At 65.1% G+C, this 14246-nt stretch carries 18 protein-coding genes and 1 other RNA gene; 11 read left to right on the top strand and 8 right to left on the bottom strand.

The features are described 5' to 3' along the window. Window positions 1-19 precede the first annotated feature (19 nt). Together PV773_RS11740 and PV773_RS11735 are read left to right on the top strand one after the other, a co-directional pair. Window positions 20-490, top strand: a complete 471-nt coding sequence (locus PV773_RS11740) for an Lrp/AsnC family transcriptional regulator (protein ID WP_347966506.1) — start codon at window positions 20-22, stop codon at window positions 488-490. A 184-nt stretch (window positions 491-674) separates the two neighbouring features. Further along, window positions 675-1028 (top strand): hypothetical protein, encoded by a 354-nt coding sequence (locus PV773_RS11735; protein ID WP_347966505.1) that lies wholly within the window; start codon window positions 675-677, stop codon window positions 1026-1028. On the opposite strand, the gene msrB is transcribed toward PV773_RS11735, so the two are convergent. Both msrB and PV773_RS11725 read right to left on the bottom strand, forming a co-directional pair. Then, entirely contained in the window at window positions 1025-1429 is a 405-nt protein-coding gene (gene msrB, locus PV773_RS11730) for a peptide-methionine (R)-S-oxide reductase MsrB (protein ID WP_347966504.1), read from the bottom strand. The two genes, PV773_RS11735 and msrB, sit on opposite strands and share 4 nt — an antisense overlap. Before the next feature lie 97 nt (window positions 1430-1526). Continuing rightward, a complete protein-coding gene (locus PV773_RS11725; RefSeq protein WP_347966503.1) occupies window positions 1527-2717 on the bottom strand; it encodes a VWA domain-containing protein in 1191 nt (396 codons plus the stop codon). Between the two features lie 230 nt (window positions 2718-2947). Here PV773_RS11725 and PV773_RS11720 point away from each other — a divergent pair, with 230 nt between their 5' ends. Beyond that, complete coding sequence (locus tag PV773_RS11720) at window positions 2948-4039, top strand: GH25 family lysozyme (RefSeq protein ID WP_347966502.1); 1092 nt, start codon at window positions 2948-2950, stop codon at window positions 4037-4039. Window positions 4040-4081: 42 nt separating this feature from the next. Here PV773_RS11720 and PV773_RS11715 read toward each other — a convergent pair whose 3' ends face one another. Both PV773_RS11715 and PV773_RS11710 read right to left on the bottom strand, forming a co-directional pair. Next, complete coding sequence (locus PV773_RS11715; protein ID WP_347966501.1) at window positions 4082-4528, bottom strand: GNAT family N-acetyltransferase; 447 nt, start codon at window positions 4526-4528, stop codon at window positions 4082-4084. Window positions 4529-4852: 324 nt separating this feature from the next. After that, complete coding sequence (locus PV773_RS11710) at window positions 4853-5692, bottom strand: MoxR family ATPase (RefSeq protein ID WP_347966500.1); 840 nt, start codon at window positions 5690-5692, stop codon at window positions 4853-4855. A 325-nt stretch (window positions 5693-6017) separates the two neighbouring features. On the opposite strand from PV773_RS11710, the gene ssrS reads away from it, so the two are divergent. The 4 genes from ssrS to PV773_RS11690 all read left to right on the top strand — a co-directional run bounded on the left by ssrS (window position 6018) and on the right by PV773_RS11690 (window position 8597). After that, window positions 6018-6173, top strand: a non-coding RNA gene (gene ssrS / locus PV773_RS11705) — 6S RNA. 121 nt (window positions 6174-6294) lie between these two features. Next, window positions 6295-6882 (top strand): 5-formyltetrahydrofolate cyclo-ligase, encoded by a 588-nt coding sequence (locus PV773_RS11700; protein ID WP_347966499.1) that lies wholly within the window; start codon window positions 6295-6297, stop codon window positions 6880-6882. An 8-nt stretch (window positions 6883-6890) separates the two neighbouring features. After that, window positions 6891-7715: a YmdB family metallophosphoesterase gene (locus PV773_RS11695; protein ID WP_340037874.1), complete on the top strand. Its 825-nt coding sequence runs from the start codon at window positions 6891-6893 to the stop codon at window positions 7713-7715. Window positions 7716-7832: 117 nt separating this feature from the next. Continuing rightward, a complete protein-coding gene (locus PV773_RS11690; RefSeq protein ID WP_347966498.1) occupies window positions 7833-8597 on the top strand; it encodes a TerC family protein in 765 nt (254 codons plus the stop codon). A gap of 42 nt (window positions 8598-8639) precedes the next feature. Here the strand turns inward: PV773_RS11690 and PV773_RS11685 are convergent, their stop codons facing one another. Together PV773_RS11685 and PV773_RS11680 are read right to left on the bottom strand one after the other, a co-directional pair. After that, window positions 8640-9086 (bottom strand): SRPBCC domain-containing protein, encoded by a 447-nt coding sequence (locus PV773_RS11685; protein WP_347966497.1) that lies wholly within the window; start codon window positions 9084-9086, stop codon window positions 8640-8642. A 22-nt stretch (window positions 9087-9108) separates the two neighbouring features. After that, window positions 9109-9594, bottom strand: a complete 486-nt coding sequence (locus tag PV773_RS11680; protein WP_347966496.1) for an SRPBCC domain-containing protein — start codon at window positions 9592-9594, stop codon at window positions 9109-9111. Window positions 9595-9645: 51 nt separating this feature from the next. Between PV773_RS11680 and PV773_RS11675 the strand changes: the two genes are divergently transcribed. Beyond that, window positions 9646-9969, top strand: a complete 324-nt coding sequence (locus tag PV773_RS11675) for a metalloregulator ArsR/SmtB family transcription factor (RefSeq protein WP_347966495.1) — start codon at window positions 9646-9648, stop codon at window positions 9967-9969. 51 nt (window positions 9970-10020) lie between these two features. On the opposite strand, the gene PV773_RS11670 is transcribed toward PV773_RS11675, so the two are convergent. Then, the gene (locus PV773_RS11670; protein WP_347966494.1) at window positions 10021-11022 is read right to left on the bottom strand and encodes a D-glycerate dehydrogenase; all 1002 of its coding nucleotides are present in this window, start codon (window positions 11020-11022) and stop codon (window positions 10021-10023) included. A 171-nt stretch (window positions 11023-11193) separates the two neighbouring features. Between PV773_RS11670 and PV773_RS11665 the strand changes: the two genes are divergently transcribed. Then, complete coding sequence (locus tag PV773_RS11665; RefSeq protein ID WP_347966493.1) at window positions 11194-11751, top strand: SH3 domain-containing protein; 558 nt, start codon at window positions 11194-11196, stop codon at window positions 11749-11751. Between the two features lie 46 nt (window positions 11752-11797). Here the strand turns inward: PV773_RS11665 and irrA are convergent, their stop codons facing one another. After that, a complete protein-coding gene (gene irrA / locus PV773_RS11660; protein ID WP_340037883.1) occupies window positions 11798-12202 on the bottom strand; it encodes an iron response transcriptional regulator IrrA in 405 nt (134 codons plus the stop codon). A gap of 263 nt (window positions 12203-12465) precedes the next feature. Here irrA and fabA point away from each other — a divergent pair, with 263 nt between their 5' ends. Next, a complete protein-coding gene (gene fabA / locus PV773_RS11655; protein WP_347966492.1) occupies window positions 12466-12987 on the top strand; it encodes a 3-hydroxyacyl-[acyl-carrier-protein] dehydratase FabA in 522 nt (173 codons plus the stop codon). A gap of 30 nt (window positions 12988-13017) precedes the next feature. Next, complete coding sequence (gene fabB / locus PV773_RS11650) at window positions 13018-14241, top strand: beta-ketoacyl-ACP synthase I (protein WP_347966491.1); 1224 nt, start codon at window positions 13018-13020, stop codon at window positions 14239-14241. Window positions 14242-14246 lie beyond the last annotated feature (5 nt).

Raw genomic sequence — 14246 nt, 5'->3', positions numbered from 1 at the left:
GTGTCATCTGATTGCTAGAATGGAAAAGATCGATGAAATTGATCGCAAGATCCTGTCGTGCCTCCAGAAGGACGGCTCGATCTCGCAGCGCGATTTGGCCGAGCGCGTCGGGCTGTCGCAAAACGCCTGCTGGCGGCGGCTGCAGCGGCTGAACACCACCGGCCTGATCCGCGGCACCCATGCCGACATCGACGTGGCGGCGCTGGGCTACGACCTCACCGTCTTCGTGATGATCCGCACCCGCCACCATTCGAAGGAATGGGCCGACGACTTCCGCAAGCATGTGGAGCGCCTGCCGGAGGTGATCGACTTCTACCGCATCGGTGGCGACTGGGACTACCTGATCAAGGTCGTGACGCGGGGCATGCGCGGATACGATGCCTTCTACCAGAAGCTCATCACCAATTTCGACCTGGCGACGGTGACCGGCTTCTTTTCCATGGAAGCGATCATCGACAACCGCGCCGCCGACCTCAACCGGCTGAAATGAAACGCAAGCACGAGCCAAGGGCGTGCGGGGGCAAGGAGGTGAACGACGGCGGGAACCGGAATGCTTTGCAATCGTTCACCTTGTTGCAGAACAAGACCTTTGGCGCACTTGTAAAGACGACTGATATGATGCCCTAATCGGGTGGTAGACTGTTGCAAGTGCGGCAACAGCATGGGGTCAGGCCATGACGGATACCGGGCGGCTTCATCCTTCGGACAATGCGGGACCCGTCGGCGGCGGCCTTGCGGCATTCTTCTTGCGCCGCTGGCACGGCGAAGTGCCCCTCGGCCAACTGTTCTGGCGCGACATGATCGGTGTCGGCAGCCTGATCAACGTCGCCACGACGGTCGTGGCCCTGCTCATCCTCGCCGCAAAACTGCCGATATGGTGGGCGTTTGCGGTGCATCTCGCGCCGCTGCCCTACAACCTGTTCCTCTATGGCAGCGTGCTCAGGACCGCCGACATGACCGCGGCGCCCAACGCCAACGCGTTGAAGCTGAGCGCAACGCTGTGGATCGTCCTCGCCAGCCTGCTCTAGCCAGCGGGCTCGAAGTTCAGCGCGACACCGTTGATGCAGTAGCGCAGCCCGGTGGGCGGCGGACCGTCGGGGAAGACGTGGCCGAGGTGGCTGCCGCAATTGGCGCAATGCACTTCCGTTCGCATCATGCCGTAGCTGCGGTCGACGGTGGTCTCGACCGACCCGTCGACCGGGTCGTTGAAGCTCGGCCAGCCGGTGCCGCTCTCGAACTTGAGCTTGGATTCAAACAGGGGCTGGTCGCAGCCGGCGCATGTGAAGGAGCCGGCGCGCTTCTCGTAAAGCAGGGCACAGCTGCCCGGCCGCTCGGTGCCGTGGTGCCGCATCACCTGGTATTGCTCCGGCGTCAGCATCGCGCGCCATTCGGCGTCGGTGCGGGTGACGGGATAGGTCTTGCTGTCCATGCTCATGGTCTCCCACGCTCAAATGTCTTCATCGCACAGATAGGTACGAGCGCTTTTGCGCGACAGTGCATCACTTCACGGTGAACTGGGCGGCCCGTCAATGCTTGCGCGACAATTGCCTGGTTGCCGCCTCCAGGCCCGCCAGTGTCAGCGGGTACATGCGGTTGGCGAAGATGTCCGAGATCATCCTGATCGAGCTCGTATAGCTCCAGTGCTTCTCCCGGGTCGGGTTGAGCCACACGGCGTTCGGCCACTGGTCGAGCACGCGGCGCAGCCAGACCGCGCCCGGCTCGGGGTTCCAGTGCTCGACCGAGCCGCCGGCATAGGCGATCTCGTAGGGGCTCATCGAGGCGTCGCCGACGAAGATGACCTTGTAGTCGTGCCCGTATTTGTGCAGCACGTCGAGCGTGGGCAAGACCTCGGAATGACGGCGGCGATTGTCCTTCCACACGCCTTCGTAGAGGCAATTGTGGAAGTAGAAGTATTCGAGCTGGCGGAACTCGGCCCGCGCCGCCGAGAACAGCTCCTCCACGCTCCTGATGTGGTCGTCCATCGAGCCGCCGACGTCGAAGAACATCAGCAGCTTCACCGCGTTGCGCCGCTCGGGGCGCGTCTTCACGTCGAGATAGCCGTGATCGGCGGTGGCGTGGATGGTGCCGGGCAGGTCGAGCTCTTCCTCGGCGCCCTCGCGCACCCAGCGGCGCAAACGCTTGAGCGCCACCTTGATGTTGCGCGTGCCGAGTTCGACCTGGTCGTCGAAATTCCTGAATTCGCGCTTGTCCCAAACCTTCACCGCGCGGCGGTGGCGGCTCTCGGCTTGCCCGATGCGCACGCCCTCCGGGTTGTAGCCATAGGCGCCGAAGGGCGAGGTGCCGGCGGTGCCGATCCATTTGGACCCGCCCTGGTGGCGGCCCTTCTGCTCTTCCAGCCGCTGCTTCAGCGTCTCCATCAGCTTCTCGAAGCCGCCGAGCGCCTCGACCAGCTTCTTCTCCTCGTCGGTGAGGGTCTTTTCGGCGAGCCTGCGCAGCCATTCCTCGGGGATGTTGGCGGCATCGACGCCGCCCTCGCCCGACACCGCCTCGACACCCTTGAAATAACGGGAAAAGACCTGGTCGAAACGGTCGATGTGGCGCTCGTCCTTCACCAGCGCCGCGCGGGCGAGATAATAGAAGCCCTCGACGTCATAGTTGACGAGATCGGCACCCAGCCCTTCGAGCAGGGTCAGGTATTCGCGCAGCGACACCGGAACCTTGGCCGCCTTGAGCTCGAGGAAGAAGGGTATGAACATGGCAGGCACTTTGCTTGCGCGCGCGCCGGCAGGCAAGCCCGTCGGCGATGCCGCGTCCTGGCAAGACCGGCCAAAGGTCCGACCCTTCGGCAAGGTTGCAACAGCTGGAATCTAATTAAAGTAAAGATCGGATTCAGTCTTTCTTGGTAATTTCCCGTTAGCAATTCCCGTCAGTGGGGAAGCGGGGGCGAGTCTGCCTTCGACCCGAGTTGCTTTTGCGTACGGGTATCATGCGTTTTTCAACCGCGTCTGCGATCATTCTCGCCAGCATGACCCTGGCAGGCTGCACCTCGAGCCTGGGGCTGAGCGACATCATGTCGTCGGCACCGTCGAGGGAAACGACGAGCTCCATCGCCCGGCCCGCAAGCCCGATCCCCGCGGCCGACGTCGCGGCGGCGCCCGCGGCTCCGGCTCCGATGGTGCAGCAGGCGATGGCCGCGCCGATGCCGCGCCAGGGGCTGCTGGCGGCACCGCCCGTGCCGGAGGCCGTCGTGACGGAAGCGCCGGTCGAGGTGGCGATGGCCGCGCCGGTCATCGAACTCGACGACACCCCGACCCCGGACGCCAAGCCGATCGCGCTGGTCTCGCCGTCGAACCCGATGCGCGCCACGCCGTTCGCGCCCGGCCAGATCTACGGCCGCCGCTTCCGCGACGCCAAGCCGATCAATTTCGGCAAGGCCATGTCGCCCAAGAACTTTGCCGTGCACGGCGTCGACGTGTCGCGCTGGCAGGGCGAGATCGACTGGCCGAAGCTGAGGACGCAGGGCGCCAACTTCGCCTACATCAAGGCGACCGACGGCGGCGATTACCTCGACCCGATGTTCAAGGAGAACTGGCGCGAGGCGGGGGCCGCCGGCCTGCGCCGCGGCGCCTATCACTTCTTCTACTGGTGCCGCACCGCCGGCGAGCAGGCCGACTGGTTCATCCGCAACGTGCCGAGGGTCGAGGGCGCGCTGCCGCCGGTCATCGACGTCGAATACAATGGCGAGTCGAGCTGCAAGCGGCGCCTGCCGCGCGAGACGATCATCGAGAAGATGCAGGTCTTCATGGACCGGCTGGAGCGCTATTACGGCCAGCGCCCGATCATCTACACGGCGCCCGACTTCTACCGCGACAACCTCAAGGGCGAGTTCCTCGACTATCCGTTCTGGCTGCGCGCCGTGGCCCAGCCGCCTTCGAAGGTCTATCCCGGCCGCAAGTGGGTGTTCTGGCAGTATTCGGGCTCGGGCCTGTCGCACGGCGTCGAAGGCAAGATCGACCTCAACGTCTTCTACGGCAACGAGGACACCTGGAACGCCTGGCTGGCGAAGGCGACGAGCTGAGGCTCGCCGCCGCCGGCCCCAGGACACGCGTCGCCGCAATGGTCAGAGCAGGTCGTATTCGATGAAGCCGGTGCGCCGCGCCACGCGGTCGTAGAGCTTGCGCGCCGTGGCGTTGGTCTCGTGCGTCATCCAGTAGACGTTGGTGACGCCGGCCTTGGCCGCTTCCTGCCTGACGGCCTCGATGAGGGCCGCCCCAATCCCCTTGCCGCGCGCCGCCGGGTCGGCGAACAGGTCCTGGAGGTAGCAATTGTTGGCCTCTGACCACCCCGAGCGGTGGTAGAGATAGTGCGTCAGGCCGACCGCCTTGCCGTCCACGACGGCGATCAGGCCCTTGGGCTCGAACTCGCCGTCGCTGAACAGGCGCTTCCAGGCGAGCTGGTAGATCTTCTCCGACAGCACCGTGTTGTAGAAATCGAGATAGGCGGTCCACAGGCGGCGCCAATCCTCATGGTCGGCAAGCACGAGCGGGCGGATGGTGATGTCGGTCATGGCCTTGCCTTCCGTGAATGCGTCGGTTGCGGCGACCCTGCCCGAGCACGGCTGCGCGGCCAACGGTCCACGGCGCGGGAAAGCGCTGGCCGATTTGCGGCGGGCTTGGAGGGGGCAGGTCTATGTATTGGCCGTCCAAGCCCGCGTGCGTGGGTACCCCCACCCCTGACCCCTCCCCACAAGGGGGAGGGGAACCTTGGGCGCAAGTCCGGCCAACGACCAGTGCCTTCAGTGCCGGCGGAGAAGAAATCCCCCTCCCCCTTGTGGGGAGGGGTCAGGGGTGGGGGTATCTTCAAACGCGATCTGCGTCTGCGGGGCCGCGCCTCAACCCTGACGTCTCGCCATGAAGGCCAGCCGCTCGAACAGATGCACGTCCTGCTCGTTCTTGAGCAGGGCGCCGTGCAGCTTGGGCAGCGCGTTCCTGGGGTCGGCGCGCAGGTCCTCGGGCGCCACGTCGTCGGCGACGAGGAGGCGGATCCAGTCGAGCGCTTCCGACGTGGAGGGCTTCTTCTTGAGGCCGGCGGTGTCGCGGATCTCGTAGAACTGGGTGAGTGCGGCCCGCACCAGGTTCTGCTTGATGCCGGGATAGTGGACCTCGACGATCCTGTGCAGCGTGTCGACGTCGGGGAAGCGGATGTAGTGGAAGAAGCAGCGGCGCAGGAAGGCGTCCGGCAACTCCTTCTCGTTGTTCGAGGTGATGATGACGATGGGCCGAACCTTGGCGCGCACCGTCTCGCCGGTCTCGTAGACGAAGAACTCCATGCGGTCGAGTTCCTGCAACAGGTCGTTGGGGAACTCGATGTCGGCCTTGTCGATCTCGTCGATCAAGAGCACGACCTTCTTCTCCGCGGCGAAGGCGTCCCACAGCTTGCCGCGCTTGATGTAGTTGCCGATGTCGTTGAAGCGGTCGTCGCCGAGCTGGCTGTCGCGCAGCCGCGACACGGCGTCATATTCGTAGAGCCCCTGCTGCGCCCTGGTGGTGGACTTGACGTTCCACTCGATCATCTCGACGCCGAGGCCGGCGGCCACCTGGCGGGCGAGCTCGGTCTTGCCGGTGCCGGGCTCGCCCTTGACCAGCAGCGGCCGCTCCAGCGCGATCGCCGCGTTGACCGCCACCATCAGATCCCTGTCGGCGACATAGGCCGCCGTTCCTTCAAAGCGCATGCGAAGCTCCATAACCTTGCCGGCGACACTAGGGAGGAGTGGCCGGTGGGGCAAGCGCGACGTCCCTTCTCCGCTTGTGGGAGAAGGTGCCTGAACGAAGTGAGGGCGGATGAGGGGTGCTGGACGGAACGCAGCTCTCATGTGTTGAACCTGAGTGCGCTCTATGCTGCAACCGTTCGTTTCTTCCAGCACCCCGCATCCGTCTTGGCGCTACGCGCCAATCCACCTTCTCCCATAAGGGGATCGCGCCCGGCACCGCAAATATCGTTGCACGGCAAGCGCCATCGCCATGGCGCATCGCGAACGGAGCGCCTATATTGGCTTCGACGGTCTGCGCCTCGCGGCAGGAGAGCATTTTCCCCGGGGCCTTAACGATCCTTAGGGAGCTGTCCCTGGGAAGACCCGTGGGTTTTTCCATACGGCGCCCACCTACTTTGTAGGTCTCCGGGATCGACTTCTCCACCGGTCGTGTGGATCGTCACCCTCCCCGCCCAGATAAAACCTGCCCACCCACGCCCTGTTTGCGGCGAATTCCGCGTTGCCGTCGCGGCAGCCGGTGTGCCAAACACGGGCAACGCCAAGAGAACGAGTAGAGTGCCGGCATGACCTCACATCGCGAGATCAAGAAGAACCTGCGCAAGCAAGCGCTGGCGCGACGCGACGCGCTCGACGAGTTCTGGCGCATCGAGGCCTCGCTCGAAATGGCCGAGATGGCACGCGACAACATAACGATCGAACCCGGCACGGTCGTTTCCGGGTTCTGGCCGATGCGCTCGGAGGTCGACGTGCGGCCGATGATGTTTGCGCTGCGCGAGCACGGCGCGCGGCTGTGCCTGCCGGCGATCCTCGACAAGACCACCATCGTCTTCCGCGAACTCGTGCATGGCGCGCCGATGGTCGACATGGGCTTCGGCACCGTCGGGCCGCACGAGGAGGCCCAGGTGCTCGACCCCGACATCATGCTGGTGCCGCTGGCCGCCTTCGACGGGCGCGGCCATCGCATCGGCTACGGCGCCGGCTATTACGACCGGGCGATCGCCAAGCTGCAGGACAAGGGCAAGGAGCCGCGGCTCGTCGGCATCGCCTTCGACTGCCAGGAGGTCGAGCGGGTACCGGACGAAAACCATGACGTCATCATCCCCGAAATCCTGACCGAAAGCGGGTTGCGTCGCTTCGCCCCTGAATTGTAGATGAGGTCATGCGACTTCTTTTTCTCGGCGACATGGTTGGCAAGTCGGGCCGCACGGCGGTCTGGGAGCAATTGCCCGGCCTGATTTCGGATTTCCGGCTCGATTTCGTCATCGTCAACGGCGAGAACGCCGCCGGCGGCTTCGGCATCACCGAGGAGATCTTCCGCGAGACGATCAATGCCGGCGCCGACGTGGTGACCACCGGCAACCACGTCTGGGACCAGCGCGAGGCGCTGACCTTTGCGCCGCGGGAAGAACGCTTCCTGCGGCCGGCGAACTTTCCCAAGGGCACCCCGGGCCGCGGCTCGGGCGTCTACATCGCCAGGAACGGCGCGCGCGTGCTGGTCTCCAACATCATGGGCCGGGTGTTCATGCATCCCGAACTCGACGACCCGTTCCAGGCCGGCGAGCGCGAACTGGCCGCCTGCCCGCTGGGCGAGCAGGCCGACGCGGTGGTGATCGACTTCCACGCCGAGGCGACGAGCGAGAAGATGTGCTTCGCCCATTTCGTCGACGGCCGCGCCAGCCTGGTCGTCGGCACCCACACCCACCAGCCGACCGCCGACCACCAGATCCTCAACGGCGGCACCGCCTATCTGACCGACGCCGGCATGTGCGGCGACTACGATTCCTCGCTCGGCATGGACAAGGAGGAGCCGCTGAACCGCTTCCTGTCGAAAGTGCCGAAGGGCCGCTTCGAGGCCGCCCACGGCCCGGCCACCATCTGCGGCGTCGGCGTCGACATTTCCGACCGGACGGGGCTCGCCGAGCGCATCGCGCCATTGCGCCGCGGGCCGCGGCTCGAAGAAACCGTCCCGTTTTTCTGGTCCTGACATTGACGCGCGGCCGGTGGATGCCTACTTGCCCGCCCATCGTCAGCAGATGTTAGAGCGGCCGCAACGCCGCTCGTTTGCCATTCTGACCACTTCATAAGGACTGGGGACACCTAGATGATGGAATTTTTGACACCGTATATCGGCTTCATCAACGATCCCACCGCCTGGGTGGCGCTGCTGACGCTGGTGGTGCTCGAGGTCGTGCTCGGCATCGACAACCTGATCTTCATCTCGATCCTGACCAACAAGCTGCCCGAACAGCAAAGGGCGTCGGCACGGCGGCTGGGCATCGGCGCCGCGCTGGTGATGCGCCTGGTGCTGCTGGCGACGATCTCCTTCATCGTCGCGCTGACGGCGCCGGTCTTCACCGCATTCGGCAACGAGTTCTCCTGGCGCGACATCATCCTGATCGCCGGCGGCCTGTTCCTCGTCTGGAAGGCGACCAAGGAGATCCACCATTCGGTCGACCCCGAGGACCACAAGGACGACATGGTCTCGCGCACGCTGCAGCTGTCGCTGGGCGGCGCCATCTTCCAGATCCTGCTGCTCGACCTGGTGTTCTCGATCGACTCGATCATCACCGCCGTCGGCATGACCGACGAGATCGGCATCATGTACATCGCCGTCATCGTCGCGGTTTCGGTGATGCTCTTGGCCGCGACCCCGCTCGCCAAGTTCATCGAGAAGAACCCGACCATCGTGATGCTGGCGCTGGGCTTCCTGCTGATGATCGGCATGACGCTGATCGCCGACGGCTTCGGCGTCCACGTGCCGAAGGGCTACATCTATGCGGCCATGGGCTTCTCGGCGCTGGTCGAGGGCCTGAACATGCTGCAGCGGAACCGGGCGCGGAAGCGCCAGGGCACCGGCGGCCACTGACCGGAGACATGAGCGGCGGGCGAAATGCCCGCCGTTTTCGTTTCAGGTGGCGGCGAGCCTCGCGGCATGGGCCGCAAGATTGTCGAGGTGATGCCGCCAGCCGGCGGCGTGGTCGGCCATGAGTTCGGCACGCTGCGTCCCCGGGTGGACCTGCCAGCCGTCATGGACCAGCCCGACGCGGGCGCCCGCGGGCGCTTCGGAGACGGCGAAGGCGACGGCGGTCGCGCCCGGCCAGTCGTCGTCGGTCCAGCTCAGCAGGAGGCGCGCCGGCGGCTCGAAGGCGAGCACGCGGCCCGAGGTCACCACCTCGCGGCTGCCGTTGCTCCAGGTTTCGCGGAAGCTGCCGCCCAGGACGGGCTCCAGCGTCGCGTAGGCGCCCCACCAGCGGGCGATATGGGCGTTGTCGGTGATCAGCGACCAGGCGATTTCGGCCGGCACCGGCAGGTCGACCGAAAGCCTGATACCTTTTGCCGGGTCTTCGGCTGTCACGGTCGTCTCCCGCACCAGGCGATCATTTGCGTTCGCTGGCGGTCGGCAGTTCGCCGCGCATCTCGCTCGGATAAAAACCCTCGCGCAGGTTGATGCCGTATTCGAGCCAGGCCTTCATCGCCGACAGCATCTCGGCCCAGCCCTCGCAATTGCCGTAGGACGCCTTGCGGCCGACCTCGTCCTCGACCCAGCCGGATTCCGAGATGGTGACGAAGGTCGCGCCGTCCTCGAGCACCTCGAAGCCCATCTCGATCCTGGTCTTGTAGGCTGGCTGGCCTTGCGCCACCTCGGCGTCCCAACGCAGCACGATGCGCTTGTCTTGCTCCACAGCCTCGACCTCGACCGGCACCGAGCCCCACCAGGTGACGGTGGTGCCGGTGACAAGCGGCGCGCTGGCGCCGCGGATGGTGGTGAAATAGGCGCTGAGCTTCTTCGGGTTGACGACGGCGTCGAACACCTCGTGGACGGGCTTGGCGATGCGCCCCGAAACCTTGAACCCCAGGGACATTGGAACCTCCTTCTGCTTGCACCCGGGAACAATATGTTATAAAAACATAACATGTCAATCGAATCGAAAGACGACAATGTTTTCAAGGCCCTGGCTCATCCGCGCCGGCGCCTGATGCTCGATTGCCTGAAGGATGGCCCGCTGACGACGGGGGCCCTGTGCGAGCGCTTCGACGACATGGACCGCTGCACCGTGATGCAGCATCTGAAGGTTCTGGAAGATGCCGAGCTGGTGGTGGCGAGGCGCGAGGGGCGAGAGCGCTGGAACCACCTCAACTCGATGCCGATCAAGGAAATCCACGACCGCTGGATCGGCGAATACGCGAGCCACGCCATGTCGATACTGGACCGGCTGAAGCGCGACCTGGAAGGCTGAAGGCGCGGGCTCCCCCAGCGGGCATAGGCAGAGCGCTGGCCGGTGGCGCCGTCAGGTCCGCAGCGGCAGGACGCGGTCCGGCGGGCGGTGCCCGTCGACATGGGCACGGATGTTGATGATGACCTTCTCGCCCATGTCGATGCGGCCTTCGATGGTGGCCGAGCCCATGTGCGGCAACAGCACCACCTTGCCCTTGGCGGCAAGCTTGAGCAGCTTCGGGTTGACCGCCGGCTCGTGCTCGAACACGTCGAGCGCAGCGCCGGCGAGCTTTCCGTCCTGCAGCATCTTGACCAGCGCTTCCTCGTCGATGATGTCGCCGCGGGCGATGTTGACGAGATAGGCGTGCGGCTGCATCAGCGCCAGCCTGCGGCCCGAAAGCAGGTGGAAGGTCGCCGGCGTCGACGGACAGTTGATCGAGATGATGTCCATGCGGGCAAGCATCTGGTCGAGGCTTTCCCAATAGGTCGCCTCCAGCTCGTCCTCCACCGACTGCAGCACGCGGTGGCGGTTGTGGTAGTGGATGGAGAGCCCGAAGGCCTTGGCGCGGCGGGCGACCGCGGTGCCTATGCGCCCCATGCCGACAATGCCCAGACGCTTGCCCCAGATGCGGCGCCCGAGCATCCAGGTGGGCGACCAGCCGGCCCATTTTTTCTCGCCGGCGAGGATGTTGGCGCCTTCGGTGAGGCGGCGCGGCGCGGCCAGCATCAGCGCCATGGTCATATCGGCCGTATCTTCGGTGAGCACGTTCGGCGTGTTGGTGACGGTGATGCCGCGCTTGGCGGCGGCGGTGACGTCGATCTTGTCCACGCCGTTGCCGAAATTGGCGATCAGCTTGAGATTGGGACCGGCCTGCTCGATCAGCGCCGCGTCGATCGTGTCGGTGACCGTCGGCACCAGCACGTCGGCCTCCTTCACCGCCGCGACCAGTTCCGGCTGCGTCATGGGCCGGTCGTCGACGTTGAGCCGAGCGTCGAACAGCTCGCGCATGCGCGTCTCCACCGGGTCCGGCAGCTTGCGCGTGATGACGACGAGAGGCTTTTTCCGGCCGGTCATGCTTTCCTCGACGAAGATCCCGTTGAGACCTCTTTAACCAAGAGCGGTGAAACTGGAAACCAGTCACCGGACGGGAATCTGTGTAACAAGCAGCGCCGCCGAAGACAAAGAAAAAGGGGCGCCCGCCGGCTGAAGAGCCCAGGGCGCGAAGATCAAATAGAGGTTACACAGGTGTCTGGTTTCGCGTCGCTTCGTTTGACCGTCTGCGCAGCACTGGTCGGTCTGGCCCTGGTTTCGCCGAATGCCGGTTTCATCGCCGAGGCGGGCGCGGCGCAGGACAGCCGGGTCGGCCCGAGCGGCCTGCCGCTGCCGCGATTCGTCAGTCTCAAGGCCGCCAAGGTCAATTCGCGTGTCGGCCCCGGCGTGACCTACGCGGTGGACTGGATGTACCTCAAGCCCGGCCTGCCGATGGAGATCATCCAGGAATACGACAACTGGCGGCGCGTCCGCGACGCCGACGGCGCCGAGAGCTGGATCAACCAGTCGATGCTGTCGGGCCATCGCACCGCGATCGCCGCCCCCTGGCAACGCGGCAAGGACGCCCAGATCACCCTGCTCTCCGAGCCCGAGAAGAATGCACGTACCGTGGCCCTCATCGAACCCGGCGTCGTCGGGTCGATCAAGCGCTGCAACGGCGAATGGTGCGAGATGACCTTCGCCGGCAAGGATGGCTGGCTCGCCCAGTCGCAGCTCTGGGGCGCCTATCCCGGCGAGGCGATCGACAACTGAGGGATTGCCCGCAAGGCGGGCTGCCCGGGCCTGTCGGCCGGACCCGTCAGGCGGGGCGCTTGGAGCGCAGCCTCACCACGATGTCGACATTGGCGATCTCCATGCCTTCCGGCGGCTCCGGCAGGTTGGAGACGGTGACCGCGCTCGACTCGATGTCGAACACCCGGTTCTCGCCCTCGACGTAGAAGTGGTGATGGTCCGAGGTGTTGGTGTCGAAGTAGGTCTTCGCCCCCTCGACGGCCAGGATGCGCAGCAGGCCGGCCTCGGTGAACTGGTGCAGCGAATTGTAGACGGTGGCGAGCGACACCGGCACGCCGGCGTTCAGAGCTTCCTCGTGCAGCTCCTCGGCCGACAGATGACGGTCACCCTTGGCGAACAGAAGTTCAGCCAGCGCGATGCGCTGCCGCGTGGGCCTCAGCCCCGCGTCGCGGACGCGCGTTTCCACAGCCATGCATGCCTTGCGGGAGTCCACCTGTCGCCTCGCCGAAGTTCGCCTTTTTCACTCATGCGAGGCCCGCCGAGCCCGGATATTCTGCCGGCAAGCCATTTTCGACATATATTCGGTAGCTCACATGCGATCAATAGCGCGCATTGACCGGGGCAGATGGTCGCGCTAAGCGCAAACGCCGGTTTCCGGCCGGAGACAGTCTGTGCTAGTGAAAGCACACGAGAAGGGCGTGATGCCGCCCGAGAACTTAGACGGGGAAGGTATTCATGGCCGATCAGAAGTCCAGCTACGGCTACGAGGAATTGCTGGCCTGCGCCCGCGGCGAACTGTTCGGACCGGGCAATGCCCAGCTGCCTGCTCCGCCGATGCTGATGTTCGATCGCATCACCGAAATCAGCGAGACCGGCGGCGAATTCGACAAGGGCTTCGTCCGCGCCGAGTTCGACATCAGGCCGGACCTCTGGTTCTTCCCCTGCCATTTCATCGGCAATCCCATCATGCCAGGCTGTCTCGGCCTCGACGCCATGTGGCAGCTGACCGGCTTCTACCTCGGCTGGCTCGGCGAGCAGGGCAAGGGCATGGCGCTCTCCACCGGCGAGGTGAAGTTCAAGGGCATGGTCACGCCCTCGGTCAAGAAGGTCGAATACGGCATCGACTTCAAGCGCGTCATGCGCGGCCGCCTCGTGCTGGGCATCGCCGATGGCTGGTTGAAGGCCGACGGCGAACCTATCTACAAGGCCATAGACCTCAAGGTCGGGCTCTCGAAGCAGGAAACTGCGGCCGCCTGATTGGCCCCATACACTGGACCGGAGATTTTCATGAGACGTGTCGTCGTAACGGGCCTTGGCATCGTATCGTCCATCGGCAACAACGCCGACGAGGTGACAGCCTCGCTGCGTGACGCCAAGTCCGGCATCAGCTTCTCCGAATCCTTCGCCGAGCACGGCTTCAAGTGCCAGGTCTGGGGTGCGCCCAACCTCGACACGACCGACCTGGTCGACCGTCGTGCCGCGCGCTTCCTGTCGCAGGGCGGCATGTGGAACCATGTCGCGATGAAGCAGGCGATCGCCGACAGCGGCCTCGAGGAGAGCGTCGTTTCCGGCAACCCGCGCACCGGCATCATCATGGGCTCGGGCGGCCCCTCGACCCGCACGATCGTCGAGGCAGCCGAGATCACGCAGAAGAACAACAGCCCCAAGCGCATCGGACCGTTCGCCGTGCCGAAGGCGATGTCCTCGACGGCCTCGGCGACGCTCGCCACCTGGTTCAAGATCCACGGCGTCAACTATTCGATCTCGTCGGCCTGCTCGACCTCGGCGCATTGCATCGGCAACGCCGCCGAGATGATCCAGTGGGGCAAGCAGGACGTCATGTTCGCCGGCGGCCACGAAGACCTCGACTGGACCATGTCGAACCTGTTCGACGCCATGGGCGCGATGTCGTCCAAGTACAACGACCGCGCCTCGGTCGCCTCGCGCGCCTATGACGTCAACCGCGACGGCTTCGTCATCGCCGGCGGCGCCGGCGTGCTGGTGCTCGAAGAGCTCGAACACGCCAAGGCGCGCGGCGCCAAGATCTACTGCGAGCTGGTCGGCTACGGCGCGACCTCCGACGGCTACGACATGGTCGCCCCCTCGGGCGAAGGCGCCATGCGCTGCATGCGCCAGGCGCTGTCGACGGTGAAGGGCCCTGTCGACTACATCAACACCCACGGGACCTCGACGCCGGTGGGCGATTCGAAGGAAATGGGCGCGATCCGCGAGGTGTTCGGCGACAAGATGCCGAACATCACCTCCACCAAGTCGCTGACCGGCCACTCGCTGGGTGCCGCCGGCGTGCAGGAATCGATCTACTCGATCCTGATGATGCAGGGCGGCTTCATCGGCGAAAGCGCCCATATCGACGAGCTGGATCCGGAATTCGAGGGCATGCCGATCGTGCGCAAGCGCATCGACAACGCCAAGATCGACACCGTGCTGTCCAATTCCTTCGGCTTCGGCGGCACCAACGCCACGCTCGTTTTCCAGCGCCTCTCCGCATAGGGACA

Source organism: Mesorhizobium sp. CC13 (genome assembly GCF_039907765.1).
Lineage (GTDB): Bacteria > Pseudomonadota > Alphaproteobacteria > Rhizobiales > Rhizobiaceae > Aminobacter.
The sequence above is the reverse complement of the archived record's forward strand: the minus strand, read 5'-3'. Positions and strand labels throughout refer to the sequence as shown.